The organism is Novosphingobium sp. NBM11, assembly GCF_015390225.1.
Taxonomy (GTDB): domain Bacteria; phylum Pseudomonadota; class Alphaproteobacteria; order Sphingomonadales; family Sphingomonadaceae; genus Novosphingobium.
The window spans coordinates 1,298,774-1,323,491 of the sequence record NZ_VUOG01000001.1 but is presented as its reverse complement, the minus strand read 5'-3'; the positions used below and the strand labels follow the sequence as shown (position 1 = coordinate 1,323,491).

General features: G+C 67.9%; 23 protein-coding genes and 1 pseudogene. 16 read left to right on the top strand and 8 right to left on the bottom strand.

Annotated features, from left to right (window positions below):
- Window positions 1-36: 36 nt before the first annotated feature.
- Window positions 37-1,371 carry a glycosyltransferase gene (locus F1640_RS06310; protein ID WP_309229209.1) on the top strand — a complete coding sequence of 445 codons (1,335 nt, stop codon included), beginning with the start codon at window positions 37-39 and terminating at the stop codon, window positions 1,369-1,371.
- Between the two features lie 178 nt (window positions 1,372-1,549).
- Here F1640_RS06310 and F1640_RS06305 read toward each other — a convergent pair whose 3' ends face one another.
- Window positions 1,550-2,977, bottom strand: a complete 1,428-nt coding sequence (locus F1640_RS06305) for an aldehyde dehydrogenase family protein (protein WP_194918309.1) — start codon at window positions 2,975-2,977, stop codon at window positions 1,550-1,552.
- 240 nt (window positions 2,978-3,217) lie between these two features.
- Between F1640_RS06305 and F1640_RS06300 the strand changes: the two genes are divergently transcribed.
- Window positions 3,218-5,437, top strand: coding sequence for a bifunctional diguanylate cyclase/phosphodiesterase (locus F1640_RS06300; protein ID WP_309229208.1), 2,220 nt, complete (start codon window positions 3,218-3,220; stop codon window positions 5,435-5,437).
- Window positions 5,438-5,447: 10 nt separating this feature from the next.
- Here F1640_RS06300 and F1640_RS06295 read toward each other — a convergent pair whose 3' ends face one another.
- From F1640_RS06295 to F1640_RS06275, 5 genes are all read right to left on the bottom strand, one after another.
- Window positions 5,448-5,939 (bottom strand): hypothetical protein, encoded by a 492-nt coding sequence (locus F1640_RS06295; RefSeq protein ID WP_309229207.1) that lies wholly within the window; start codon window positions 5,937-5,939, stop codon window positions 5,448-5,450.
- A 211-nt stretch (window positions 5,940-6,150) separates the two neighbouring features.
- Window positions 6,151-7,560: a type I glutamate--ammonia ligase gene (glnA, locus tag F1640_RS06290; protein WP_124809002.1), complete on the bottom strand. Its 1,410-nt coding sequence runs from the start codon at window positions 7,558-7,560 to the stop codon at window positions 6,151-6,153.
- 153 nt (window positions 7,561-7,713) lie between these two features.
- A complete protein-coding gene (locus tag F1640_RS06285) occupies window positions 7,714-8,052 on the bottom strand; it encodes a P-II family nitrogen regulator (protein WP_124809003.1) in 339 nt (112 codons plus the stop codon).
- Window positions 8,053-8,353: 301 nt separating this feature from the next.
- Window positions 8,354-9,184 (bottom strand): type I methionyl aminopeptidase, encoded by an 831-nt coding sequence (gene map / locus F1640_RS06280; protein ID WP_124809004.1) that lies wholly within the window; start codon window positions 9,182-9,184, stop codon window positions 8,354-8,356.
- 37 nt (window positions 9,185-9,221) lie between these two features.
- Window positions 9,222-10,076: a DUF4163 domain-containing protein gene (locus F1640_RS06275; protein ID WP_255530292.1), complete on the bottom strand. Its 855-nt coding sequence runs from the start codon at window positions 10,074-10,076 to the stop codon at window positions 9,222-9,224.
- Between the two features lie 51 nt (window positions 10,077-10,127).
- Here F1640_RS06275 and F1640_RS06270 point away from each other — a divergent pair, with 51 nt between their 5' ends.
- The 3 genes from F1640_RS06270 (at window position 10,128) to argC (ending at window position 12,932) form a co-directional block, all read left to right on the top strand.
- The gene (locus tag F1640_RS06270; protein ID WP_194921197.1) at window positions 10,128-11,534 is read left to right on the top strand and encodes a M17 family metallopeptidase; all 1,407 of its coding nucleotides are present in this window, start codon (window positions 10,128-10,130) and stop codon (window positions 11,532-11,534) included.
- Window positions 11,535-11,628: 94 nt separating this feature from the next.
- A complete protein-coding gene (locus F1640_RS06265; RefSeq protein ID WP_255530291.1) occupies window positions 11,629-12,006 on the top strand; it encodes an SH3 domain-containing protein in 378 nt (125 codons plus the stop codon).
- A complete protein-coding gene (gene argC, locus F1640_RS06260; protein WP_194918305.1) occupies window positions 12,003-12,932 on the top strand; it encodes an N-acetyl-gamma-glutamyl-phosphate reductase in 930 nt (309 codons plus the stop codon). Before F1640_RS06265 ends, argC begins: the two co-directional genes overlap by 4 nt.
- 151 nt (window positions 12,933-13,083) lie before the next feature.
- Here the strand turns inward: argC and F1640_RS06255 are convergent, their stop codons facing one another.
- Window positions 13,084-13,401, bottom strand: a complete 318-nt coding sequence (locus tag F1640_RS06255) for a 2Fe-2S iron-sulfur cluster-binding protein (RefSeq protein ID WP_124809006.1) — start codon at window positions 13,399-13,401, stop codon at window positions 13,084-13,086.
- A 114-nt stretch (window positions 13,402-13,515) separates the two neighbouring features.
- On the opposite strand from F1640_RS06255, the gene F1640_RS06250 reads away from it, so the two are divergent.
- On the top strand, window positions 13,516-14,133 hold the full coding sequence (locus F1640_RS06250; RefSeq protein WP_124809007.1) for a DNA-3-methyladenine glycosylase: 618 nt from the start codon (window positions 13,516-13,518) through the stop codon (window positions 14,131-14,133).
- A gap of 93 nt (window positions 14,134-14,226) precedes the next feature.
- Complete coding sequence (locus tag F1640_RS06245; RefSeq protein WP_194918304.1) at window positions 14,227-15,030, top strand: SDR family oxidoreductase; 804 nt, start codon at window positions 14,227-14,229, stop codon at window positions 15,028-15,030.
- A 115-nt stretch (window positions 15,031-15,145) separates the two neighbouring features.
- Here F1640_RS06245 and F1640_RS06240 read toward each other — a convergent pair whose 3' ends face one another.
- Window positions 15,146-15,472 (bottom strand): 4a-hydroxytetrahydrobiopterin dehydratase, encoded by a 327-nt coding sequence (locus tag F1640_RS06240; protein ID WP_309229314.1) that lies wholly within the window; start codon window positions 15,470-15,472, stop codon window positions 15,146-15,148.
- 11 nt (window positions 15,473-15,483) lie between these two features.
- Here F1640_RS06240 and ccmA point away from each other — a divergent pair, with 11 nt between their 5' ends.
- From ccmA to F1640_RS06195, 9 genes and pseudogenes are all read left to right on the top strand, one after another.
- Entirely contained in the window at window positions 15,484-16,059 is a 576-nt protein-coding gene (ccmA, locus tag F1640_RS06235) for a heme ABC exporter ATP-binding protein CcmA (protein WP_194918300.1), read from the top strand.
- The gene (gene ccmB / locus F1640_RS06230; RefSeq protein WP_124809011.1) at window positions 16,056-16,718 is read left to right on the top strand and encodes a heme exporter protein CcmB; all 663 of its coding nucleotides are present in this window, start codon (window positions 16,056-16,058) and stop codon (window positions 16,716-16,718) included. Before ccmA ends, ccmB begins: the two co-directional genes overlap by 4 nt.
- 94 nt (window positions 16,719-16,812) lie before the next feature.
- Complete coding sequence (locus F1640_RS06225) at window positions 16,813-17,823, top strand: cysteine synthase A (RefSeq protein WP_194918297.1); 1,011 nt, start codon at window positions 16,813-16,815, stop codon at window positions 17,821-17,823.
- Window positions 17,824-17,838: 15 nt separating this feature from the next.
- The gene (locus F1640_RS06220) at window positions 17,839-18,234 is read left to right on the top strand and encodes a hypothetical protein (RefSeq protein ID WP_125957133.1); all 396 of its coding nucleotides are present in this window, start codon (window positions 17,839-17,841) and stop codon (window positions 18,232-18,234) included.
- 71 nt (window positions 18,235-18,305) lie between these two features.
- Window positions 18,306-19,010, top strand: a complete 705-nt coding sequence (locus F1640_RS06215; protein ID WP_194918295.1) for an ABC transporter — start codon at window positions 18,306-18,308, stop codon at window positions 19,008-19,010.
- Between the two features lie 263 nt (window positions 19,011-19,273).
- Window positions 19,274-19,828: a division/cell wall cluster transcriptional repressor MraZ gene (locus tag F1640_RS06210; protein ID WP_206694638.1), complete on the top strand. Its 555-nt coding sequence runs from the start codon at window positions 19,274-19,276 to the stop codon at window positions 19,826-19,828.
- Window positions 19,825-20,823, top strand: coding sequence for a 16S rRNA (cytosine(1402)-N(4))-methyltransferase RsmH (gene rsmH, locus F1640_RS06205; RefSeq protein ID WP_309229206.1), 999 nt, complete (start codon window positions 19,825-19,827; stop codon window positions 20,821-20,823). Before F1640_RS06210 ends, rsmH begins: the two co-directional genes overlap by 4 nt.
- 672 nt (window positions 20,824-21,495) lie before the next feature.
- Window positions 21,496-23,239, top strand: a pseudogene (locus F1640_RS06200) (peptidoglycan D,D-transpeptidase FtsI family protein).
- Complete coding sequence (locus F1640_RS06195; RefSeq protein ID WP_194918294.1) at window positions 23,236-24,717, top strand: UDP-N-acetylmuramoyl-L-alanyl-D-glutamate--2,6-diaminopimelate ligase; 1,482 nt, start codon at window positions 23,236-23,238, stop codon at window positions 24,715-24,717. The pseudogene F1640_RS06200 and the gene F1640_RS06195 overlap by 4 nt, the downstream one beginning before the upstream one ends.
- Window position 24,718: the final 1 nt, after the last annotated feature.

Sequence of the window (24,718 nt, the reverse complement as noted above, 5' to 3'; positions counted from 1 at the left end):
CGCGAAAGAGTCATAGCGGATCGATTGAAGGGATCCGTGACCATCGCCGGCAACGAACTCCTGATCTGTGACCTCACGCAAAGCTATGCCCCCCAGGGCGGCGGCGGCATCGGCACGTATCTGCGCGAAAAGCGTGCGCATGTGCTGGAGCATACCGGGCACCGGCTGTTGCAGATCGTGCCGGGCGCCGAGGACCGGGTGGTGGAGAACGGCCGCCATCTCTGGGTGGAGATCGGCGCCGATCCGGTGCGGGGCAGCCCCAATTACCGCTTCATCCTGCGCACGGCGGCGGTGCGCGCGGTGCTGGCGCGCTACCAGCCCGATGTGATCGAATCGCTGTGCCCCTGGGTGCTGCCCTGGACCGCGATCGATCACCGCCGCGCGTTCTCGCACACCACACTGGTCGCCGGCTATCACACCGATTTTCCCAATGCCCACGTCTATCGCGTCAGTTCGGAACTGTTCGGCGATTTCGTCGCGCGCGGACTGCGCAAGGTCAGCGCCGGCTATGCCGAAGCGACCTATCGCGAATTCGACCGGGTCTATACGCTGGGGCAGGACATGCGCGCGATGCTGACGTCCTATGGCGTCGAGCATGTGGACGAACTGGCGCTTGGAGTCGATCCGGCGGTGTTCCACCCCGATCGCCGCGATCCCGGATTGCGCGCGCGGCTGGGTCTGGAAGGGCAGGGGCCGCTGCTGGTCTATGCCGGGCGGCTGGACAACGAAAAGCGCGCCGACCGGCTGCTCGCGATGTTCCGCGCGCTGCCGGCCGATTGCGGGGCCGCGCTGCTGCTGATCGGCGATGGCAAGCTGCGCGACCGGATGGTGGAGGAAGCGCGCGGGCTGCCCGTGGCGTTCCAGGGTTTCGTCGGCGATCGTGCCGAACTGGCGCGGCTGCTGGCATCGGCGGACATCTATGTCTCCGCCATGGCGGACGAGACCTTCGGCATCTCGGTGCTGGAAGCGCAGGCGAGCGGGTTGCCGGTGGTCGGCGTCGCCTCGGGCGCGATGCTGGAACGGGTCACGCCCGCGCTGGGGCGGCTGGCGCCGGTGGATGACGTGGACGCGATGGCGCGGCTGGTGATGGAGGTCTGGCAGGGCGATTACGCCGCGATGCGCGCCGCCGCGCGGGCGCATGTGGTCGATCGGTTCAGCTGGAAAGCCACGTTCGATCGCCTGCTGGGCGAGATCTATCCCCGCGCGATGGACGCCGCCGCCACGCGCGAACAGGCACTGGCGCAACATGCGCGCCGCTATGCCGCCCGCGCGCTCAACAGCGCGATTGCCGGCATTACCGGCGCGATGAACGGCCGCGCCCGCGCGCTGGAGGCGGCGGAGGGTGCCCGCCGCTGGCGGCAGGCCGGCTGATCCGGGCGATGGGGTGCTGCCCCTCCCGCAAGCGGGAGGGGATATCCCGAATTCTCCCCTCCCGCTTGCGGGAGGGGTTGGGGGTGGGCTTTCCCAAACCCGAACGGCAAAGGCCGGCGCTTCCCTGCGGATGCACCGGCCCTTTCGTTCCGGCGTACCGGAAATCAGAATCTGGAAATCAGAACTGGGCGATGGTCTTCACTTCCATGAAGTCCTTGAGGCCGTACTTGCCGCCCTCGCGGCCGTTGCCCGACTGCTTGTAGCCACCGAACGCGCCGCCCTTCACGCCGGCCCAGCCGTTCACCGTGACCAGGCCCGCGCGCAGCTGGCCGACCACGTCGGCGGCCGATTCCGGCGTGCCGCTGACGGTGGCAGACAGGCCGTAGCTGGTCTTGTTGGCCAGATCGATCGCCTCATCGAGGTCGGTATAGGTGGTGATCGTCGCCACCGGGCCGAAGGTTTCCTCCTTGAAGATGGTCATGTCCGGCGTCACGTCGGAAAACACCGTCGGGCGGATGAAATAGCCCCGGTTGACGTTGTCCGGCAGGCCGGGGCCGCCTTCCAGCAGGTTCGCGCCTTCGGAGATCGAGGCGTCGATCAGGCTCTGCACCTTGCTCCACTGCGCCTTGTTGACCACGGGGCCGATATGCGCGCCTTCGTCGGCCGGGCTGCCGACCTTCACGGCCGCGAAGTAGTTCTTCACGAACGCCTCGGCTTCGGCCTTGCGCGCCGCGGGGACCAGCAGGCGGGTCGGCGCGATGCAGCTCTGGCCGGTGTTGGCAACCACGCCCTGCAGCGTCGGCGGCAGGTGGGTGGCGAAATCGGCGTCTTCGAGCACGAGGTTCGGCGCCTTGCCGCCCAGTTCCTGATGCACGCGCTTGACGGTTTCGGCCGCATTCTTGGCAATCTGGATGCCCGCGCGGGTCGAACCGGTGAAGCTCACCATGTCCACGTCGGGATGCACGGTCAGCGCCACGCCCACGCCGGGGCCATCACCCTGCACGAGGTTGAACACGCCTGCCGGAACGCCGGCCGCGTCCAGCACTTCGGCGAAGATCGCAGCGTTGGTCGGGCATTCTTCCGAAGGCTTGAGCACCACGGTGTTGCCCGCCGCGATGCACGGCGCGATCTTGGCGCAGATCTGGTTGAGCGGCCAGTTCCACGGCGTGATCGCCGCGACCACGCCGACGGGTTCGTGGACCATGCGCGCGTTGGGCGTGCCGGGAATCGCTTCTTCCCATTCGAAGCCGTCCAGCGCTTCCAGCGTGCCCAGCATGTAGCCGATGCCCGCGCCAACCTGCGCCGTGCCGGCGAAGCTGACGGGTGCGCCCATTTCCTCGCTGATCGCGGCGGCGAAATCGGGGATCCGCTTCTTGTATTCGGCGATGATGCGTTCCAGCAGAGCCTTGCGCTCGGCCACCGGCGTCTTGCTGAACGTGGTGAAGGCGCGCTTGGCGGCGGCAACGGCCTTGTCGACATCGGCCTGGCTGCCCAGCGTCACGACCGCGCAGGGTTCCTCGGTGGCGGGATTGATGACCTCGTGGCGACGGCCGCCCTCGCTGTCGACCCATTTGCCGTCGATATAGTGCTGAAGCCTTTCGCGCATATCTTACTCCCGCTGAAAAAGTTAGTCTTACGAACAATTAAGAAGGCCATCGCAGATTTGCAAGTTTGAGTAGCCGATTGCAACCGTCCGGACGTGCAAAATCGTTGGCGATGGATAGTGCCGCGCTAACCATTTGTTCGGATAGGGCCTCTACCGTCCCGATGCATGGCGATTGGGTATCTGTCACGGGCAACGGCGCTGCGGCGCACGGCGGGCGTGTTGCGCTCCAGTTGGATTGTCGTGGCCACTTTCCTCGCGCTGGTGGCGCTGTCGGTCGCCCTGGTGGCCTCGTTCAGCAACTCGACTCGCATCGCCGACGAACTGGCGCAGAGCGACGAACGCGTCCGAGTCGCGCACTATCTCGACAGCTCGGCCAAACGGATACTCGCGGCGCAGAAGCTGCAGCAGACCTGGGATGACGCCATGCGCCATGCGGTGCTCGGCGACGATCCGGTCTGGACGCGGACCTACCTCGGCTACTTTTTCTGGGGCAGCCAGCGCGCCGATCACGTTTTTCTGGTGCGTGCCGATGGTTCGCTGGTGCGCGGGTGGGAGCGGGGCGAGGATGCGCCAGCCGACCGCTACGCCGGCCTGCAAACGCGTGTTGCCCGCCTGATCGCGCGCACGCGCGGCGAAAGCCGGGACGATGGAGATATCGCGCGGTGGATCACGCTCGAAGACGGCAAGTGGCCGGTCGACCGGCGCGGCTACCCGATGGAGCGCGGGCTTTACGAATTTTCCCGGTACCAGGGGCGGCTGGCGATCATGACCGTCGCCGCGATCATACCCGATTCGCACGTTGACCTGTTGCAGCGCGCTCCCAACTACGTGCTGCTCGTCCGGACCATGGACGAAACCCTGCTGCAGGAACTCAGCCGCGCGGTGCTGCTCGACGATATGCGGGTGAGCGATGGTCCGCCGTCCGCGGACCAGGCGCGCAACGGCACGCCGATCGCCGATCCCAGCGGCCAGACCATCGGCTGGCTCGATTGGGCGGCGCGCCGCCCCGGCGAAGCGATCATCCGGCGGACCGCGCCCCTGCTTTCGGCCTTTATCCTGTTCTTCGTGGGGGTGCTGCTCGGTGGCGTGATGATCGTGCGCCGTCACATGCGCACCACGCGCGAACTGGTGGCGAGCGAAGCGCAAGCCCAGCACAACGCGATGCACGACGCGATGTCGGGCCTGCCCAACCGCGTGCATTACATGCAGCGACTGCGGCAGGAGCTTTCGGCCTGCATCAACGATCAGCGCCTGGGCGACGTGTTCGTCGCCTATCTCGACATCGACAGCTTCAAGGTCGTCAACGATACGCTGGGGCATCACGTCGGTGACGAACTGGTGCGGCAGGTGGCCATGCGCCTGCGCCGGGCCTTGCCGTCCACCGACTTCCTGTCGCGCTTCGGCGGCGACGAATTCGTGCTGATGCGCCGATCGCCCGGCGGACGCGCTACGGCCGACGAGCTGGGCACGCAGATCATGGATCTGATGCGCGAACCCTTCCTGATTTCCGGCAACACGCTGGAAGTCACCTGCTCGTGCGGGATCAGCTGGGGGCCGGAGCAGAGCGAGGATCCGGGCGAACTGCTGCGCCGCGCCGATATCGCGCTCTATCGCGCCAAGCAGCGCGGCCGCGCGCGCTACCGCCGCTTCACTCGCGATATGGACGCCAGCCTGAAGCTGCGGCGCGAAATGGAAATGGAACTGCGCCGCGCCATCGCGCGCGACGAACTGTCGGTGGCGTTCCAGCCTATCATCGGGCTGCCCGATGGCGGCATCCACGGCTTCGAGGCGCTGCTGCGCTGGTACCATCCCGATCGCGGGGAAATCCGGCCGGGCCTGTTCGTGCCCGTGGCGGAACAGGCGGGCCTGATGATCCCGCTGGGCAACTGGGTGCTGCGGCGGGTGTTCAACGAATGCCACGCCTGGCCGTGCGACATCTCGGTCAACCTCTCGCCCTTGCAGATCATGGCCAGCGATTTCCTCGTCACGCTGCGCACGATCCTGGCCGAAACCGGCATGGACCCGCGCCGGGTGGTGCTGGAAGTCACCGAAGGCGTGATGCTGGATCGCAGCGAGCACGTTTTCTCGGTGCTGCGCGAACTCAACGGCATGGGCTTCCGCATCGCGCTCGACGATTTCGGCATCGGCTATTCGAGCCTCAGCTACCTGCGTTCGTTCCAGTTCGACCGGATCAAGATCGACCGGTCGTTCGTGCAGAATGTCGAAGGCGATGTCGACGCCCACTCGATCCTCTGCGCGATCGTCTCGCTCGGCCACACCTTGCGGATGAAGGTCGTGGCCGAAGGCGTCGAAACCGATGTCCAGCGCCAGCTCGTCCAGGCGGCCGGCTGCGAGCTGGTGCAGGGGCACCTGTTCTGGGCCGCGCTCGCGCCGCAGGAGGCGTTCGCGCTATTGACCCGCGACGCCCAGGAGAGCGCTACGCGGCGGCTCGTCGGGTAAGCACCCGCTTTCAGCGCCCTTCGGGCGCGCGCGTTACCAGCCGGGTTTCGGTCAGCTCGATCACCGGCACTTCCCAGGGATGGGCGCGCAGGATCGCGCCGATCGCGGCATCGATCCGGTCCTGCGGCGCATCGTGCGGCAGGTGGACGGTCAGGATCACGGTGGATGACACCGCGTTTTCATTGGCAGTGCCGGCCGTGGGGCGGGCAGTGGCCGTCGGCGTGAACAGCTCCCAGCCGGGCGCGAGCTCCATGACGCCGCGATAGAGACCGAAATCGCCCAGTGGATTATCGCCCCGCACGATCGCGAGCATGGCCGCCAGCGCCGGGTCGTCCTCCAGCGCTTGGCGATCGCCCGCGAGCAGGCGTGCCAGGACCGGCTCCGCCACGGGGCAGTGGATGCGCAGGGCGCGGGCAGGGCGGAAATCGTACTGGCGGGCCATCGCCCACCGATAGGCGTTATGGCCGGCGCAGGCCAGTGACACGGGGTGGGCGGCGTGCACCCTTCCAGCCTGCCTCGTGGAGTTTCCCACCCCAAACCCCTCCCGCCAGCGGGAGGGGAACGAGGCTTGCGCCGCCGCAGGCGGCGTTAGGCGCAGCGGAGTGGGCTTTCCGCGCTCCGTCTTTGCAAGCGATACAATCGCCAAAGCAAAGGGCGCCCGGACCGAAGTCCGGACGCCCCCTGGTGATCGTGTCCCTTGCGGGCGGCGCGGATCAGGCGCTGTAGTACATGTCGAACTCGACGGCCGACGGCGTGGTTTCCCAGCGCATCACTTCCGGCCACTTCAGTTCGATGTAGGCTTCGATCTGGTCCTTGGTGAACACGCCACCCTGGATCAGGAAGTCGTGGTCGGCGCTCAGCGCGTCCAGCGCTTCGCGCAGCGAACCGCAGACGGTCGGCACGGCGGCGAGTTCTTCCGGCGGCAGATCGTAAAGGTTCTTGTCCATCGCTTCGCCCGGGTGGATCTTGTTCTTGATCCCGTCGAGACCCGCCATGAGCAGCGCGGCGTAGCACAGGTAGGGGTTGGCCATCGCGTCGGGGAAGCGGAATTCCACGCGCTTGGCCTTGTCGCCGGCGCCATAGGGGATGCGGCACGAAGCCGAACGGTTGCGCGCCGAATAGGCGAGCAGCACGGGGGCTTCATAGCCCGGCACCAGGCGCTTGTAGCTGTTGGTGGTCGGGTTGGTGAAGGCGTTCAGCGCCTTGGCGTGCTTGATCACGCCGCCGATGAAGTACAGGCACATGTCCGACAGGCCGGCATAGCCGTTGCCGGCGAACAGGGGCTTGCCCGCGTCCCAGATCGAGATGTGGGTGTGCATGCCCGAACCGTTGTCGGTCTTGATCGGCTTCGGCATGAACGTGGCGGTCTTGCCATAAGCGTGCGCGACCTGCTGCACCACGTACTTGTAGACCTGCATGCGGTCGGCGGTGGTGACGAGCGTGCCGAAGGTCAGGCCCAGTTCGTGCTGCGCCGAGGCCACTTCGTGGTGATGCTTGTCGCAGGGCAGACCCATCTCGATCATGGTCGAGACCATTTCGCCACGCACATCGACCAGGCTGTCGACCGGGGCGACCGGGAAGTAGCCGCCCTTGGCGCGCGGACGGTGCGCCAGGTTGCCGCCTTCGTAATCCTTGTTCGAATTGGTCGGCAGTTCGATGTCGTCGATCGAGAAGCCGTTGCCGTTGTAGCCGTCGTAGAACTTCACGTCGTCGAACACGAAGAACTCGGCTTCCGGACCGACATAGACGGTATCGCCGATGCCCGAGGACTTGACGAAGGCTTCGGCGCGCTTCGCGGTCGAACGCGGGTCGCGGGCATAGAGTTCGCCGGTCGAGGGTTCGACGATGTCGCAGACCAGGATCATCATCGGCGTCGCGCTGAACGGATCGATGTAGACCGCGTCGAGATCCGGCTTGAGGATCATGTCGGACTCGTTGATGGCCTTCCAGCCTTCGATCGACGAACCGTCGAACATCAGGCCGTCTTCGAGTTCGTCTTCACCCAGGATGGAAGCAACCATGGTCAGGTGCTGCCACTTGCCCTTGGGATCGGTGAAGCGGAGATCGACCCACTCGATTTCCTCGTCCTTGATACGGGCGAGGATGTCCTTTGCACTTGCCATCGCTGGTCCTTCTTCTTGCCCCCCTCATCGGGGCATGCGGGGTGATAGTCTCTTGAAGGCTGACGGTCCCTGAGCCAGCCTCCCAAGAGGGAGCCCGCCCGCCCGGCTCCGTGGCGCCGGGCAGGCGGACAAGCCTGTCAGAAAACCGCCCTGTCAGAGGGCGGCGTCATCGCGTTCGCCGGTGCGGATGCGCAGCACGCCTTCCACGGGGATCACGAAAATCTTGCCATCGCCGATGCGGCCGGTCTGTGCGGCGGCGGCGATCGCCTCCACCACCCGGTCGACCAGGGCGTCTGCCACCACGACTTCAAGCTTCACTTTCGGCAGAAAGTCCACGACGTATTCGGCGCCGCGATAAAGTTCGGTATGGCCCTTCTGGCGCCCGAAACCCTTGGCTTCCGTGACTGTAATACCCGAAACGCCGATTTCGTGGAGCGCTTCCTTCACTTCATCGAGCTTGAAGGGCTTGATGATCGCCTCGACCTTTTTCACGTCGTTCAGACCCCTGCAACACGGGCCAAACTCCAAGCGACACGATCTGCGACCTTGTTCGCGCCAGAGTCCGGCGGTTGTCCCTGTGACACGGTACTAACAAGAATCGTGCCACGCGCTGTTTGATTGCACTAGGCCATCGCCGCAGGGCGGGAAAGCGGGAAAATCGGGGGGTGGCGAAAGAATTGAATCGGCAGCCCGCGGGCAACATTTTGCAAGTTGCGCGCGGTTGATCGAAAGATGCATAAAATTTGCGCAGCCCTGCTCAAAAAGCAGGCAGGCAGACCGCTCGAAGCGACCTTCAGGCCGAATAGGGCGGTCGGTGAAGTCCCTTCGGGCTGGCCGTGAAAATCTCGCAGCCATCCTCGGTGATGCCGATGGAATGTTCGAACTGCGCCGAAAGCGAACGGTCGCGCGTCACCGCCGTCCAGCCGTCGTCGAGAATCTTCACGGCGGGCTTGCCCAGGTTGATCATCGGCTCGATCGTGAAGAACATGCCCGGGCGCAGTTCGGGGCCGGTGCCGGGGCGGCCGACATGGACCACTTCCGGCGCGTCGTGGAACAGGCGGCCCAGCCCGTGCCCGCAGAAGTCGCGCACCACGCCATAGCGCTGCCGTTCGGCATGGGCCTGGATCGCCGCGCCGATATCGCCCAGCCGCGCGCCGGGCCTGGCGTGTTCGATGCCGATCATCAGGCATTCGTAAGTCACGTCCACCAGCCGCCGCGCCTTCAGCGGCACGTCGCCGACCAGGTACATGCGGCTGGAATCGCCATGCCAGCCGTCCAGCAGCGGGGTCACGTCGATATTGACGATATCGCCGTCCTTCAGCGTCTTGTCCGAAGGGATGCCGTGGCACACGACATGGTTGATCGAGATGCAGCACGAATGCGCATAGCCGCGATAGCCCATCGTGGCGGGCACGGCGCCGGCGTCCAGCGTCATCTGCCGCACCACGTCGTCCAGCGCAGCCGTGGTCACGCCCGGCTGCACCAGCGGGGCCAGCGCGTCGAGGATTTCGGCGGCAAGGCGGCCGGCCTTGCGCATGCCCTCGAACCCGGCCGGGCCATGAAGCTTGATGGTCCCGTCGCGCGGGAGGACTTCGGTATCGTCTGCGATCACATACTGGGTCATGCGGGCTATATAGCGCGTGTCCCGCGAAAATGCGAGATCATCGCGTCTTGAATGCGGCCCGGTATTCCGGCTTCACCGCGGCAAGCACCGCGCTCGTCACCGGGACGGTCACTTCATACGAGCCTTCGGCATAGGGGCCGGCATCGTATGGCGCCACCAGCACGCCGATGCGGTCGAAGCCCTGCTTGCCGGCCGACCCCAGGATCACCGTCTCGCCCACCGGATCGATGCAGGCGTCGAATTCGGAATCGCTGTTCGCGGGCACCGGTTCGCCGCGCTTCTTCGCGCGCTGGCGGTTGAGTTCGGCGCAGAACGGCTGGCGGATCGCCTGCGACAGCGCGGCTTTCGAGGTGAACAGGTCTGCCACGCCACGGCGCTGCCCGGCGGCCTTGTCCCACAAAACCGTGTCATAGACGTAGTTCGGGTGTGCGCCGCCCGAATAGCTGCCCACGATCGTCGACAGGCTCAGCCAGCCGGGCAGGTCGGTCACGACCTTCCAGTCGAGCGAAAGCGAATGGGCGTGGAAGGGATAGTCGTTCGCCTTGGCTTCCTTGCGGTCGTCGCTGGCTTCTTTGACCAGGCCCTGCTTCTTCTCGATCAGGTCCTTGTCGAGCTGGTCGCGCAGCGCCGGGATCGCGCCGGCCGCCGCCGGATAGGCATAGTCGAACTCGTAGAGATCGTTGTTTTCGGAAACCTTGCGCGCCACGGCCGGCATGGGCTGGGGCGGGGCGGGCGGCGCCGGGGGAGCGGTCAGCGCGTGCGACGAGGACGCCTCCGCGCCCGGCTGCGTGGCTGGTGCCGGTTTGCTGCACGCGCCCGTCGCCAGCATCGCGCCGAACAGGACGGGGGCGATGGACAGGGTCGTGATCGAAACGGCAACCGGGTGCTTCATCGCAATTTCCTCTCGCGCTTGCCGCACGGCTGCGGCAAGGTCCGCCGCAACATGAACGACCGCACGCCCTTGAACCAGCCCACATTGATCCAACCTGACCGGGGACAGGCCGCCACCGCGCTCCACCTGGTCGACAAGGCGTCCTTCGCCGCATGGCAGAAGGCGCGCTCCCCCGGCCAGCGCGCGATCCTGGCCGCGCAGAAGTTCGAAGGCACGGCCGGCGAAGTCGCGATCCTGCCCGATGGCGATGGCTGGTTCGCGGCCGGCGGCGTTGCCGATGGCGCGGCGCTCACCAGCTGGTGCCTGGCGAAGCTCGCCGAAACCCTGCCCGGCGGCACCTACCGGCTGGCGAACGGAGAGGCTGGCAAGGCGCTGCACGGCTGGGTCACCGGCCAGTACCGTTTCGACCGCTACCGCAAGGATGCCAGTGGCGGCGAACCGCGCGTGCTGCTGACCAAGGATGCCAAGGCGATCGATCCGGCGCTGGCCGAGGCGGCGGCGGTCACCATGGTGCGCGATCTCGTCAACACGCCCGCCGAAGACATGGGGCCGGCGCAGCTCGAAGCCGAGGCGCGGGCGCTCGCCAAGGCGCATCACGCGCAGATCCACGTCTTCGCCGGGGATGTGCTGGAGCGCGACTACCCGATGGTCCATGCCGTCGGCCGCGCCGCCGCGCGCAGCCATGCCCCGCGCCTGATCGAGCTGGTCTGGGGCGATCCGAAGCACCCGCGCGTTGCCGTGGTGGGCAAGGGCGTGTGCTTCGATTCGGGCGGGCTGGACATCAAGCCGTCCTCGGGCATGGCGCTGATGAAGAAGGACATGGGCGGTGCCGCGCACGCGCTGGCGCTGGCCGGCCTGATCATGCAAGCCGGTCTCAGGATAAACCTGCATCTGCTTGTTCCAGCGGTGGAAAACGCGATTTCCGGCAACGCCTTCCGGCCCGGCGACATTCTGCGCACGCGGCAGGGGATGAGCGTGGAGATCACCAACACCGATGCGGAAGGGCGGCTGGTGCTGGGCGACGCGCTCGCGCGCGCCAGCGAGGACAAGCCTGAACTCGTGATCGATTTCGCCACGCTGACCGGCGCGGCCCGCGTCGCGCTGGGGCCGGACTTGCCCGCGATGTTCGCGCGGCAGGACGGCACGGCCGAGGCCCTGTTGCGCGCGGGGCTGGAGCGCGACGATCCGTGCTGGCGCCTGCCGCTGCACGATGGCTATCGCGAATACCTGAAGTCCGATGTGGCCGACATCATGAACAGCCACGCCAATGGTTTCGCCGGATCGAGCGTTGCCGCGCTGTTCCTCGATCGCTTCGTGGGCGAGGGGATCGACTGGGTGCATTTCGATACTTTCGCGTGGCGTCCGGCGGCCAAGCCGGGGCGGCCCAAGGGGGGCGAGGCGCTGGGCCTGCGCGCGGCCTGGGGGCTGCTGCTCGACCGCTATGGCCAGCCGGCGTAGCGCGCCCGGCGGGCCGGGGCGGAAGGGCCAGCCCTTGAATGAGGGGGCCGGGCCGTATAAGCGCGCGCTTTTCCGCTTCCGGGGACATGCCGAATTGACCATCGAGTCCGCCTTGATCGCCCAGTCTGCCTTTTCGGGCGATGCCGTGCCCGCCGAACAGCTCGCGCTGTCAGGCCCGGTGCCGCGCCTGGAAGCGGACCATATGCCGGTGCGAGGCGATCTGGCGCACATCCGTCTGGCGGGTAAAGTCTTCGTGCCGCACTATTCGGTGCCGCTGCCGCGCGTGATCGCCGCCGGCGGAACCGAGCTGCGTCGCGCCGGGCGTGACGATGCCGATGTGATGGCGCCGCTGGATGCGGGCACCGCATTCAACGTGCTCGACATGGCGGGCAACTGGGCCTGGGGGCAGGTCGGCGTGGACGGGCTGGTCGGCTACGTTCCGCTGGCCGCGCTGGCGGAGCCGGGCGCGTGACCACCTCCGTCTTCATCGATGGCGCCGCGGGCACGACCGGCCTCGAGATCGCCGACCGGCTGGCCGACCGGCCCGAATTCACGCTGATCGCGCTGGACGAGGCGCGTCGCAAGGACGATGCCGCGCGGGCCGAGGCGATCAACGCCGCCGATGTCGTGATCCTGTGCCTGCCCGATGACGCGGCGAAGGCGGCCGTGGCGATGATCGCCAACGACCGCACCCGCGTAATCGATGCCTCCACCGCGCACCGCGTGGCGGAAGGGTGGACTTATGGCCTGCCCGAGATCGTCGGGCGCGAAGCGGTCGCCAATGCCAAGCGCATTTCCAATCCGGGCTGCTACCCCACCGGCTTCATCGCGCTGGTCGCGCCGCTGGTGCGCGCGGGCCTGCTGCCTGCGGCGTGGCCCTATAGCTGCAACGCCGTGTCTGGCTATTCGGGCGGCGGCAAGGCGCTGATCGCCCGGTTCGAACAGGACCGCGACATCGCCTGGCGTGGCTATGGCCTGGCCTTCGGGCACAAGCATGTGCCGGAAATGCAGCAATACGCGCACCTCGCCATCGCGCCGCTGTTCAGCCCGGCGGTGGTGCCGGCGCATCGCGGCATGATCGTGGAAGTGCCGCTGCCGCTGTCGATCATTCCCGGCAACCCCGCGCCCGATCTGCTGCGCGCGGCGCTCACGCAGTTCTACGCCGGCTCGCCCATCGTCACGGTGGCGCAGGAGCCGCCGGCGGACGGCGAACTGCTGTTGCGCGGATCGATGGAGCCGTGGGACGGGCTGGAACTGCACGTCATCGCCAGCGCCGACGGCGCGCAGGCGCGGCTGGTGGCGCGACTCGACAATCTTGGCAAGGGCGCCAGCGGCGCGGCGGTGCAAAGCCTCAACCTGATCGCCGGCCTCGAAGAGACGGCGGGTCTGCGCCTGTAGGGGCATCCGCCTGCCCGTCATCCCACTCCCCCGTCATCCCAGCGAAAGCTGGAATCTCAGGCGGCCGGGCCGAACCTATCAGGGGTTTCCATCAACGGCCCGAGATCCCGGCCTGCGCCGGGATGACGGACCTCGGGATGACGGTTGGTACTCAGTCTTCCGGCGCGATGGTGATCTTCAGGCCTTCCAGTTCGCCGGTGATCTGGATCTGGCAGGACAGGCGCGACTGGTCGTTGCGGTGGTCCGAGCTGTCGAGCAGGTCGTTCTCGTCTTCGCTCATCGGCGCGATCTTGCCGGCGAAGGCGGGGTCGACATAGACGTGGCAGGTCGCGCACGAGCAGCAGCCGCCGCACAGCGCCAGCAGTTCGTCGAAACCGTTGTCGCGGATCGCTTCCATCACCGAAAGGCCGGCGTCGGCGTCCACGGTCTTTTCTTCACCAGCACGATTGACAACGACAATCTTGGGCATCGCTTGCGTCTCCGTTCAGGGACGGAATCCGCCCCCCTGTTCCCGTTTGGAAGCGGCTGCTAATGAGTGCCCCCGGCTTTGGCAAGCCGGTCTGCGCGAAAGGATGGAACGCCCGTGGGTTTGACTGCCGATGCCATTGCCACCGGGCTCGATCACATCGCCGCGCGTTCGCCCCGGATTGCGACCGCGCTTGGCCGGGTCGGCTATCCGGAACCGCGCATCCGCGCCACCGGCTACCGCACCTTGCTGCGCACCATCGTCGGCCAGCAGGTCAGCGTTTCGGCGGCGGCGTCGGTCTGGGCCAAGCTGGAGGCGCTGCTGGGCGACGACATGCCGCCGCACGATCTGCTCGCCGCCGATTTCGACGCGCTGCGCGCCTGCGGCCTGTCGCGCCAGAAGCAGGGCTATGCCCGGTCGCTGTGCGAACTGGTTGTGTCCGGCGCGCTCGATCTCGAAAACCTGCCGGCGGATGACGAGGAGGCGATCGCCGAACTCGTGCGGATCAAGGGCATCGGCCGCTGGTCGGCCGAAATCTATCTGCTGTTCGCGGAAGGGCGGCCCGACATCTGGCCGGCGGGCGATCTGGCGGTGCAGGTCGGCCTCGGCAAGCTGCTGGGGCTGGAGGAGCGGCCCGACGAAAAAAGCACCCGCGCCCTGGCCGAGGACTGGCGTCCCCATCGCGGCGCGGCGGCGATCTTCACATGGCACTGCTACAACAACCCCGCGCTCTGACCGCTCGCATCTTGTAAGTTCGCCGCCGCTGTAGGATGAGTTGCGCATAACAACGCAATTTGAACGGCCAATTACGGAGGGGCTTGGGCATTCATGGCACGCAAGGCAATCTTCATCACCGGCGGCGCATCCGGCATCGGCCGCGCCGTGGCGCAGCGGTTCGGGCGCGAAGGCTGGTTCGTGGGTATCGCCGATATCAACGAGGCGGGCATGGCGGAAACCGCCGCGCTCCTGCCGGCGGGTGCCAGTTCGATCCACAAGCTCGACGTGCGCGATCGCGCTGCGTGGGATGCGGCGCTGGCCGATTTCGCGCGCGCCGCCGGGGGCGGTATCGACGTGGTGTTCAACAATGCCGGCATCCCCATCGGCGGGCAGCTCGCCGACCTCGGCGTGGACGAGGTCGAGCGCACGCTCGACATCAACCTTAAGGGCGTGATCTTCGGGGCGCAGGCCGCCTATCCCTGGCTCAAGCGGAGCGCGCCGGGAAGCTGCCTGCTCAACACTGCCAGCGCGGCCGGCATCTATGGCACGCCCGGCGCCTCGGTCTATACCGCCACCAAGTTCGGGGTGCGCGGGCTAACCGAATCGCTCGATGCCGAATGGGCGCCCGACGGCATCGAGGTCCGCGATCTGATGCCCGGCTTCATCGATACGCCATTGCTCGATCACGCACCGAACCGGGCCTCGAACGAGGATATTCGCGGCCGTGTCAAGGAAGCCGGGCTGGAAATCACGCCGGTTTCGCAAGTGGCGGACGCGGCATGGGCGGCCATCCACGGCCAGAAGCTGCACACGCTGGTCGGCGCTACCGCGCGCAAGCTGGCCTTCGGGGCGCGCTGGCTGCCCGGCCGCGTGCGCAAGCAGGGCAGGGCCAGCCTCAGGCCGCTGGGGGGCTGATCCCGGAGCGATGAGGTGATTCGACGCGCTTCGTCATTGCGAGCGTAGCGAAGCAATCCAGAGTCCAGCGCGCGACTCTGGATTGCCGCGGGGCTTCGCCCCTCGCAATGACGATTTAGGCGAACCCCTCGATCACCGTCGCCAGCGCTATATCGCGCGTGCTCAGGCCACCGGCGTCGTGCGTGGTCAGCGTGATGTCCACGCGGTTGTACACGTTGAACCATTCGGGGTGGTGATCCGCCTTTTCGGCATGGATCGCCACGCGCGCCATGAAGCCGAAGGCCTCGGCGAAATCGGCGAAGCGGAAGGTCTTGACGATGGCGAGGCCGTCCTCGCGCAGCGCCCAGCCGGGCAGGCGGGCCAGGGCTTCGTCGCGTTCGGCGTCGGTCAGGCGGGCAATCGACATCTGGCTCTCCTTGGCAGTTGCCGCGCTTTCCCCTATCGAGCCGGTCCATGCAAGCCTGCCATCTCGCTGCCTGTGACATCGCCTGCCGGCGCGGCGACCGGTTGCTGTTCAAGGGCCTGTCGTTCGCGTTGCAGGGGGGCGAGGCGCTGCACCTTGCCGGGCCGAACGGTATCGGCAAGTCCAGCCTGATCCGCATCCTCGCCGGCCTGCTCCGGCCCTTTGCCGGCACGGTGGAGCGCGAGGGTGCGCTGGCGCTGTCCGATGAACGGCTCGCGCTGGACGGGCACCAGCCGTTGGGTGCGGCGCTGGCGTTCTGGCGACGGGTCGACGGCAGCGGGGACGAGGGCGCGGATTTCGGCCTCGAAGACCTGCTCGACGTGCCGGTGCGCTACTTGTCCACCGGTCAGCGCAAGCGCGCCGCGCTGGCCCGCGTGGCCGCCAGCCATGCCGCGATCTGGCTGCTCGACGAACCGCTCAACGGGCTGGACACGCAATGGGCCGCCGTGGCGCAGGAGCGCATCGCCGCGCATCTTGCGGGCGGCGGCGCGGTGGTGATCGCCTCGCACCAGCCGCTCGCGCTCGCCGGGGTGCGACAGCTGGCGCTGCGGGATTACGTCGCATGATCGCGCGTCTCTGGCCGATCTTCACGCGCGATCTGGCGCTGCTGCTGCGCGGCGCGCAGGGGCGGGGCGGGGCGGTGCTGCCGCTGCTGTTCTTCCTCGCGGTGGCCATGCTGTTTCCCTTCGCGGTGGGGCCGGACGCGCGGCTGCTCGGCCGCACCGGCGCGGGCGTGATCTGGGTGGCGGCGTTGCTCGCCGCGATCCTCCCGCTCGACCGGCTGGTGGAACCGGACCTCGAGGCGGGTTTCTTTGATCAATGGGCCTTGCGCGGCATTGCCGAAGAGGCGCTGCTGCTGGTGCGGATCATCGCCCACTGGATCAGCTTCGGGGTGCCGCTGCTGCTCGCCGCGCCGCTTTCCGCCGGGCTGCTTTCGCTCGATGCCGGGCAGTTGCGCGTGGTCGAACTGGGGCTGCTGCTGGGCACGCCGGGGTTGGCCGCGATCGGCGTGACTATCGCCGCGCTTACCGCCGGCCTGCGCGCGGGTGCGGCGCTGGGGGGGCTGCTGGCGATCCCGCTGGCGGTGCCGCTGCTGATCTTCGGCGCGGGCTCGCTCCAGCCCGGCGGCGAGGGTGGCCTGCTGCTGCTCGCCGCGACAAGCCTGGCCGCGCTGGCCATCGCGCCCTTCGCCGGGGGCGCGGCCATCCGCGCCGGACGGGAATAAAGCGGTCCGGAACGATCGGAGGAAAGCGGGATTTGTCGCGGACCAAGCCGCAAACGGATTGCGGAACGCACACGGGCCGCCTAACTCCTTGACCATGACCGTACCCGTCCTTCTTCCCGACACGCTTTCGCTCATCGGCAACACCCCGCTCGTCCGGCTCAAGGGGCCAAGCGACGCGGCGGGGTGTGACATCTTCGGCAAGTGCGAATTCGCCAACCCCGGCGCGTCGGTGAAGGACCGGGCCGCGCTGTGGATCGTGCGCGATGCCGAGGAGAAGGGCCTGCTCCAGCCCGGCGGCACGATCGTCGAAGGCACGGCGGGCAACACCGGCATCGGTCTCGCGCTCGTCGCCAACGCGCTCGGCTACAAAACCGTGATCGTCATGCCCGAAACGCAATCGCGCGAGAAGATGGACACGCTGCGCGCGCTGCGCGCCGAACTCGTGCTCGTTCCCGCCGCGCCGTTTTCCAATCCCGGCCACTTCGTCCACACCTCGCGCCGCATCGCCGAGGAGACCGAAGGCGCGATCTGGGCAAACCAGTTCGACAACATCGCCAACCGCCGCGCGCACATCGAAAGCACCGCGCCCGAAATCTGGGAGCAGATGGAGCACCGCATCGACGGCTTTACCTGCGCGGCGGGCACAGGCGGCACCATCGCCGGCACCAGTCTGGGCCTCAAGGCGTTCGATGAGGACATCACGATCGCGCTCACCGATCCGCACGGCGCGGCGCTTTACAACTACTACGCCTGCGGCGAGCTGAAGGCCGAAGGGTCGTCGGTGGCCGAAGGGATCGGGCAGGGGCGCATCACCGCCAACCTCGAAGGCGCGCCGATCGATACCCAGTTCCGCATCTCGGACGAGGAAGGCCTGCTGTGGGTCAGCCGCTTGCTGGCCGAGGAAGGGCTGTGCCTTGGCCTGTCGAGCGGGATCAACGTGGCCGGCGCAGTGGCGCTGGGGCGCAAGCTGGTGGCGGAAGGGCGGCCGCACCCGCGCGTGGCCACGATCCTGTGCGATACCGGCTTCCGCTACCTGTCCTCGCTCTACAACCCGGAATGGCTGAAGGCGAAGAATCTGCCGGTATTTCCATGGCTGCAACAATAGGATAATCTGCCCGGGATGGCTCTGTTCGGCTTCCCTTCGCGTCGATCCGGCCGCGCCGCGCAATCCGTGCCGGGCGCGGGCCATGGCGCGGCGCAGGCGGGCGGCATGGCGAAGGCGCCCATTCACCACGTTCCGCCCACTCCGCGCGAGCTGCGCGCGCAGGTGGTCCACCGGCTCCAGATCGGGCTGTTCGGGCTGGCGGCGATGCTGCTGCTCGTAGGCCTGGCCAACGTCATTCTCGATCGCGCCTACATGGCCGATGCTTCGGCCGTGGCCGATCCCGACGCGTCCGCATCGGCCAGCACCACGCCGGCGAACGATCCGCTGGTCGACATGGGTGTGACGCCGGAACTGCCCGCGGCCAACCGTCCGGCCGACAAGACGGCGCCCGCCGCCGCGCCCCAGCACTGATTTCCGTCGCGCGCACGGCTGTATCGCGCCGGTGGCGCTTCGGTGCGGCGCTGCTGGCCTGCGCGCTGGTGGTGAGCGCGGCTGTGGCGTGGAAATCCAGCGGCTCGCGCGCGGTCTCCGCGCAGGAGCGTCCGCGCCTGATGCTGTTCACCAGCCTGCCGATCCTGTGGAACGAAACGCCGGACCTGGCTGCCACGCTGCGCGCCGATGCACCGCCGCACTGGGCGCGCCGCGCACTGGAGGCGCGCTACACGCTCGTCGCGCGCGATACGCTGCTGGCCCCGCCGTTGGACGCGCGCTTCCTGCTGCTGGCGCAACCCCGTCCGCTCGCGCCGCAGGAGAATGTCGCGCTGGATGACTGGGTGCGGGCGGGGGGGCGTCTGCTGCTGTTCGCCGATCCGATGCTCACGGCGGACAGCACCTATGCGCTGGGCGACCGCCGCCGCCCGCAGGACATCGTGCTGCTTTCGCCCATTCTCGCGCGTTGGGGGCTGGAACTGCGCTTCGACGAGGATCAGCCGGCGGGCGAGCATGACGCGGCGCGGGAAAGCGCGGGCGCTGCGCTTCCCGTCAATCTGCCCGGGCAGTTCGCGCCGCGCCCGGGCGGTCATGACGCGCGATGCGCGATCGTGCGCGAAGGGCTGGTCGCGCGCTGCCGGATCGGGCGGGGCCGTGCGCTCATCGTGGCCGACGCCGCGTTGTTCGAACCCTCCGACGCCGACGGAAAGCGCGCGGCGGTGCTGGATTCGTTGCTGGAAGACGCGTTCGCGGGCTGAGCCGGCGACTCCACGGGAAAATACGGGAAAGGCGGAGGGGCTTAGGTGCGGAGTCGCGCGAGTCCCGCATTTTTCGGGCGTTTCCAGACAGAAACAAACCAAGTACAACGTGCAACATTGCGATGAAGCGTGTGGAAAAAGTGCTTGGGATTCAGGTTCTGGACGTAATTTCCCGCATTTTCCCCTTTCCGCCCGTGATGTCCCCGGTTAATGATGGTCCATCGGGATGAACTCCAGGCCGTATCCGCGGGGGATCGGCCGGCTTGCGCGCGAGCGTGGGCCGGGGGTGGAGCCTTTCGTCTTCGAGCGGGGTATTCGGCGTGGCGGGAGGGCCGTCAAATTACGTGGGACAGGGCTTTTCGCCGCGCGGCGAAAAGGGTCGCTTCGTCCTGCCCTCCGATTTCCGCGCCGATGTCCGCGACGCGTCTGACGGTCAGCGCATCCTCTGCATCGACAAGCATCACCGCCTGCCCTGCCTGGTCGGCTTCGGCCTTTCCCGCAGCGAACAGTTCGCCGCCGACATCGACCGCGAAGAGGACAAGGCGCTCCGCCTCGGCCTTGATTTCGATCGCGACATGCGTGCCGCCCAGCTCTACGGCTTCCACCGCGCCAGCTTCGACGATTCCGGCCGCTTCGTCCTGCCCGACCACCTCGCCGAACTTGGCCAGGTGGAGGACGGCCTGTTCTTCCAGGGTGGCGGCACCCAGATCACCATCTGGAATCCCCGCATCCTGCTCGACATGGGGCCGGGCTGGGAAGCGGCGCAAGCCGGGTGCCGTGCCAAGATGGCGGATCTGGCGAAGGGGAAGCGCAAGTGACCGCGCCGGTGTCTTCGCCCGAAACCGGTCCCGCAACCGGATTCGGCCCGCACGTTCCCGTCCTGCTCGATGAAGTGGTGGAAGCGCTCGCGCCGTCGCCGGGCGACGTGATCGTCGATGCCACGTTCGGCGCGGGCGGCTATACCCGCCGCCTGCTTGCCGCCGGTGCCACCGTCCACGCCTTCGATCGCGATCCCGACGCGATCGCCGCCGGGCGGCGCTGGCCCGAGGCGCAGGGCGATGCGCCGCGCCTGGTGCTGCATCCGCGCCGGTTCTCGGAACTGGCCGAAGGGCTGGCCGAAGCCGGTGTCACCGCCGTGCAGGGCGTGGTCTTCGACATCGGCGTCAGCTCGATGCAGCTCGATCAGGCCGCGCGCGGCTTCGCGTTCTCGTCGGACGGCCCGCTTGACATGCGCATGTCGCAGGACGGGCCGAGTGCGGCCGATTTCCTCAACGAGGCGGACGAGCAGGCGATCGCCGACGTGCTCTACCGCTATGGCGAGGAGCGCCAGTCGCGCCGCGTGGCGCGCGCGATCGTGGCGGCGCGTCCGCTGGAAACCACCGGCCAGCTTGCCGCCGTTGTGCGCAAGGCGCTGGGCCATCGCCCCGGCGCGCCCAAGGACCCGGCCACGCGCAGCTTTCAGGCGATCCGCATCCATGTGAACGGCGAACTCGACGAACTCATCGCCGGGCTTGCCGGAGCGGAACGGATGCTCGCGCAGGGCGGGCGGCTCGCCGTGGTCAGCTTCCACAGCCTGGAAGACCGCATCGTCAAGCAGTTCCTGCGCGAAGCGGCTGGCGCCATGCCCGCTGGATCGCGCCATCTGCCGCAGCTTGCCAGCACCGCGAAGCCGGTTTTCGAAAAGCCTTCGTCCGCCATCCGTCCCACCTCCGCCGAAGAGGCGCGCAATCCGCGTGCCCGCTCCGCCACCTTGCGCTGGGCGGTTCGCACCGCTGCGCCCGCGCGCGCCACATCCGGGAGCCTCGCCGCATGATCGTGACCGCCAACCGCCTGCGTTCGATCGGCTGGGTCGTCCTGCTCGCGCTGTGCGGGGCGGTGGTGCTGGCGCTGTCGTTCCGCGTCAACGCGCTGCGCAGCCAGGTGCATCGCGCGGAGCAGCGCATCGTCGCGCTCAAGCAGGAGAAGATGTACCTCGAAACCGAATTCGAAACGCGCGCCAACCAGCAGCAGCTCAAGTCGTGGAACGATATCGAATTCGGTTATGTCGCACCCACCGCCGGGCAGTATCTTGAAAATGAACGGCAACTCGCCTCGCTCAGCAAGCCGGCCGATCCGGATGCGCCCGCGCCGATCCGCGTCGCCTCGGCCGATGACAGCGTGATCGCCTCCGCCGCGTTCCCCGCGATGGTCTCGCCGCTCACCGGCAAGTCGGCGCAGGCGGAAGAAGCGATCGCGCAGACCGATGCGCCGGCGGCGCATGTCGATCACGCCACGGCCACCGCCGCGCTGGCGAACGGCTGGGCACGGTCGGCCGTCCGCGCGCTGCCGAAGGCGCAGCGTCCGCCGCGAAGAAGAAGGCGGCCAAGACCGCTAACGGCAAATCTGTGGACAAGGGAGGCTCCGCCAAGTCCTCCGCCTCGCGCTCGGCCAGCGCCGCTGGCAAGCCCCGGACGGGAACGCCGCACAAGGAGGGCAGGATCAGCCGGTGAACGCGCTAACCGCATCCGCCGCGATCGCATCGGGCCGGGTCCAGCTGGCCAATGTCCGTCAGAGCGCGCTGCTGACGGCCAAAAAACGCGCGCTCTTTATCCTGCTCGCTTTCGTGTTCCTGACGGCCACGGCGCTCATGCGCGTCGTCCAGATCGGGCTGTTCGAAGGCAGCCCCGACCGGCGCTCGATGGCCGATGCGCTGGTGCCCGAACGCGGCGAGATCACCGACCGCAACGGCGTCGCGCTGGCGCGGGCGTTTCCATCCTATTCGCTGTGGTACAACCCCAAGGCGTTCGGCGAAAAGGGCGGCAGCCCGCTGGTCAAGACGCCCGAAGAAGTGGCGCGCGCGCTGGTCCAGATCTTTCCCGATGCGGACTATGACGATCTCGTCCGCCGCCTGAAGTCCGACAAGCCCAGCTACCTGCGCAAGCGTGTCCTGCCCGAAGAGGCCAACCACGTCTTTGCCCTGGGCGAACCCGCGCTGGAATTCCCGCGCGAGAACCAGCGGTACTATCCGCAGGGCTCGCTCGCGGCGAACGTACTGGGTTTCGTCGATCTGGCGGGCAAGGGCCACGTGGGCATGGAACAGGTGCTGGAACCGCGCCTGCTCGATCCGGCGCAGCGCGCGAATCCCGTGGCGCTGTCGATTGATGCGCGCGCGCAGGGCGCGCTCGAAGACGAACTCGGCCGGGGTATGCTGGAAAGCAACGCCAAAGGCGCGGCCGGCATCATCCTCGATGTCGATACCGGCGAAGTGATCGCGCTCGCATCGCTGCCCTCGTTTAATCCCAACCGCAGCGATCGCGTGTTCAACGGCCTGGTGTTCAACCGCGTGTCGAACCAGGTCTATGAACTCGGCTCCACGTTCAAGCCGATTACGGTTGCCGCCGCGATCGACGCCGGGGTCATCACCGACCTGTCGGTGCGCTATCCCACCGGGCCGCTCAATATCGGCGGCTTTACCATTCACGATAGCCACAACTTCGGCCCGTCGCTGAACGTGCCCGAAGCCCTGGTTCATTCGTCCAATATCGTCACCGCGCAGATCGCCGACAAGCTCGGCGGACCAGCCCTTCGTCGCACAATGATGCAGCTCGGCATGAACGAGCGGCCCACGATAGAACTGCCTGCGCGGGGCTTCCCTCTCTGGCCCCGGGGAACCGATGCCAAGGGGGACTGGGCGCGGATCACTACGATGACCGTCAGCTACGGCCACGGCATCGCGGTGACCCCGCTCCATCTCGCCAGCGCCTATGCCGCGCTCGTCAACGGCGGCATCTGGCGCCCGGCCACGCTCTACAAGGTCGATCCGGCGCGCGTGCCGCCGGGCCGCCGCGTGTTCAAGGCGTCCACCAGCGCGCGCATCCGGCAACTGCTGCGCATGATCGTGGTGGATGGCACCGGCCGCAAGGCCGACGCTTCGGGCTTCCGTGTCGGCGGCAAGACCGGGTCGGCCGAAAAGCCGGGGCGCGGGCGGCTATCGACGGACCTCGCTGGTCGCCACCTTCGCGGCGGCGTTCCCGATGGACAAGCCGCGCTATGTCGTGATCGCCATGCTCGATGAACCGCAGGGCACCGTCGCCACGTCCGGGCAGCGCACGGCGGCGTGGAATGCCGCGCCGATCGTCGGCCGGGTCGTGCCGCGCATCGGGCCGCTGCTGGGCGTCGTGCCCGATGCCAGCCGCGATGTCGATATTACCGACCTGTCGCCGCTGGTCGCCAACGGAGACGGGGAATGAAGCTGGGCATCATCGCGCACGAAGCGGGTTTCGCGCTGCCGAATGGCGCGGACGGCGATGTGACCGGCTTCGCCATCGATCACCGCAAGGTCGCGCCCGGCACCGTGTTCGGCGCGTTTGTGGGCGCGCGTTTCAATGGCGAGGATTTCATCGCCGATGCCGTGGCGGCGGGCGCCGTCGCCGTCGTCGCCCGGCCCGAAGCGGTCGTGCGGGGCGCGGTCCATATCGCCGACGCGCAGCCGCGCCGCGCCTTTGCCCGGCTCGCCGCGCGCTTCTTCACGCCCGTTCCCGAAACCGTGGTCGCCGTCACCGGCACCAACGGCAAGACCTCCACGGTCGAGATGACACGGCAGCTCTGGCGCATGGCGGGCTATTCCGCCGCCTCGATCGGCACGCTGGGCGTGACCACGGCGGACGAATCCGTTTCCACCGGCCTCACCACGCCCGATATCGTCACGTTCCTTTCCAACATGACCGGCCTGGCGCGTGAGGGCGTGACGCATGTCGCCTACGAAGCGTCGAGCCACGGCCTGTCGCAGTACCGCAACGAGGGCCTGCGCGTCGTGGCCGGGGCGTTCACCAACCTTAGCCGCGACCATCTCGATTACCACGCGACGATGGACGATTACTTCGCCGCCAAGATGCGCCTGTTCGACGATGTCGTGGCCGATGACGGGACGGCGGTGATCTGGGCGGACGATGAGGCATGGTCCGGCAAGGCCGTGGCCCATGCGGCGGCGCGCGGGCTCAACCTGCTGACGGTCGGCGCGAAGGGCGATGGCATCCGCCTGCTATCGCGCACGCCCACCCAACTCGGGCAGACGCTGGAGATCGAACACGGCGCCGAAGGCCAGCGGCGTGCGCGCAAGGTCAACCTGCCGCTGATCGGCGCCTATCAGGCCGCCAACGCGCTGGTTGCGGCCGGGCTGGTGCTGGCCACTGGTGGCGATGCGGACCGCACGTTCGAGGCGCTCGGCCGGCTCCAGCCGGTGCGCGGGCGGCTGGAACGCGCCGCGATCAGCCGCGCCGGCGCGCCGGTCTATGTCGATTACGCGCACACCCCCGATGCGATCGAGGCCGCCATCGCCGCGCTGCGTCCGCACGTGAAGGGCCGCCTCATCACCGTGTTCGGCGCGGGCGGGGATCGCGATGGTGGCAAGCGCCCGGAAATGGGCCGTGCCGCCTGCGCCGGCTCCGATCTCGTCATCGTCACCGATGACAATCCGCGCGGCGAAGACCCGGCGGACATCCGCAAGGCCGTGCTCGCCGGCTGCACCGCCGGTGCGCGCGAGATCGGTGATCGCCGTGCGGCCATCGCCGCCGCCATTGCCGAGGCGACGGGGGATGACATCGTGCTGGTCGCCGGCAAGGGCCACGAACAGGGGCAGATCGTGGGCCGGGGCGACGCCACCCGCATCCTGCCGTTCGACGATGTGCAGGTGGCGCGCGAATGCGCCGGACCGGCCGGAGGGACCTGAA

Excerpts from the sequence above, each read along its gene's own strand:
- F1640_RS06245 (WP_194918304.1), top strand. The coding sequence starts at position 14,227 with ATGGCACGCAAGGCAATCTTCATCACCGGCGGCGCATCCGGCATCGGC.
- map (WP_124809004.1), bottom strand. The coding sequence starts at position 9,184 with ATGACCCAGTATGTGATCGCAGACGATACCGAAGTCCTCCCGCGCGAC.
- F1640_RS06255 (WP_124809006.1), bottom strand. The coding sequence starts at position 13,401 with ATGCCCAAGATTGTCGTTGTCAATCGTGCTGGTGAAGAAAAGACCGTG.
- F1640_RS06270 (WP_194921197.1), top strand. The coding sequence starts at position 10,128 with ATGAACGACCGCACGCCCTTGAACCAGCCCACATTGATCCAACCTGAC.
- ccmA (WP_194918300.1), top strand. The coding sequence starts at position 15,484 with ATGCAAGCCTGCCATCTCGCTGCCTGTGACATCGCCTGCCGGCGCGGC.
- F1640_RS06275 (WP_255530292.1), bottom strand. The coding sequence starts at position 10,076 with ATGAAGCACCCGGTTGCCGTTTCGATCACGACCCTGTCCATCGCCCCC.
- F1640_RS06220 (WP_125957133.1), top strand. The coding sequence starts at position 17,839 with ATGGCTCTGTTCGGCTTCCCTTCGCGTCGATCCGGCCGCGCCGCGCAA.
- F1640_RS06225 (WP_194918297.1), top strand. The coding sequence starts at position 16,813 with ATGACCGTACCCGTCCTTCTTCCCGACACGCTTTCGCTCATCGGCAAC.
- glnA (WP_124809002.1), bottom strand. The coding sequence starts at position 7,560 with ATGGCAAGTGCAAAGGACATCCTCGCCCGTATCAAGGACGAGGAAATC.
- F1640_RS06195 (WP_194918294.1), top strand. The coding sequence starts at position 23,236 with ATGAAGCTGGGCATCATCGCGCACGAAGCGGGTTTCGCGCTGCCGAAT.
- F1640_RS06305 (WP_194918309.1), bottom strand. The coding sequence starts at position 2,977 with ATGCGCGAAAGGCTTCAGCACTATATCGACGGCAAATGGGTCGACAGC.
- ccmB (WP_124809011.1), top strand. The coding sequence starts at position 16,056 with ATGATCGCGCGTCTCTGGCCGATCTTCACGCGCGATCTGGCGCTGCTG.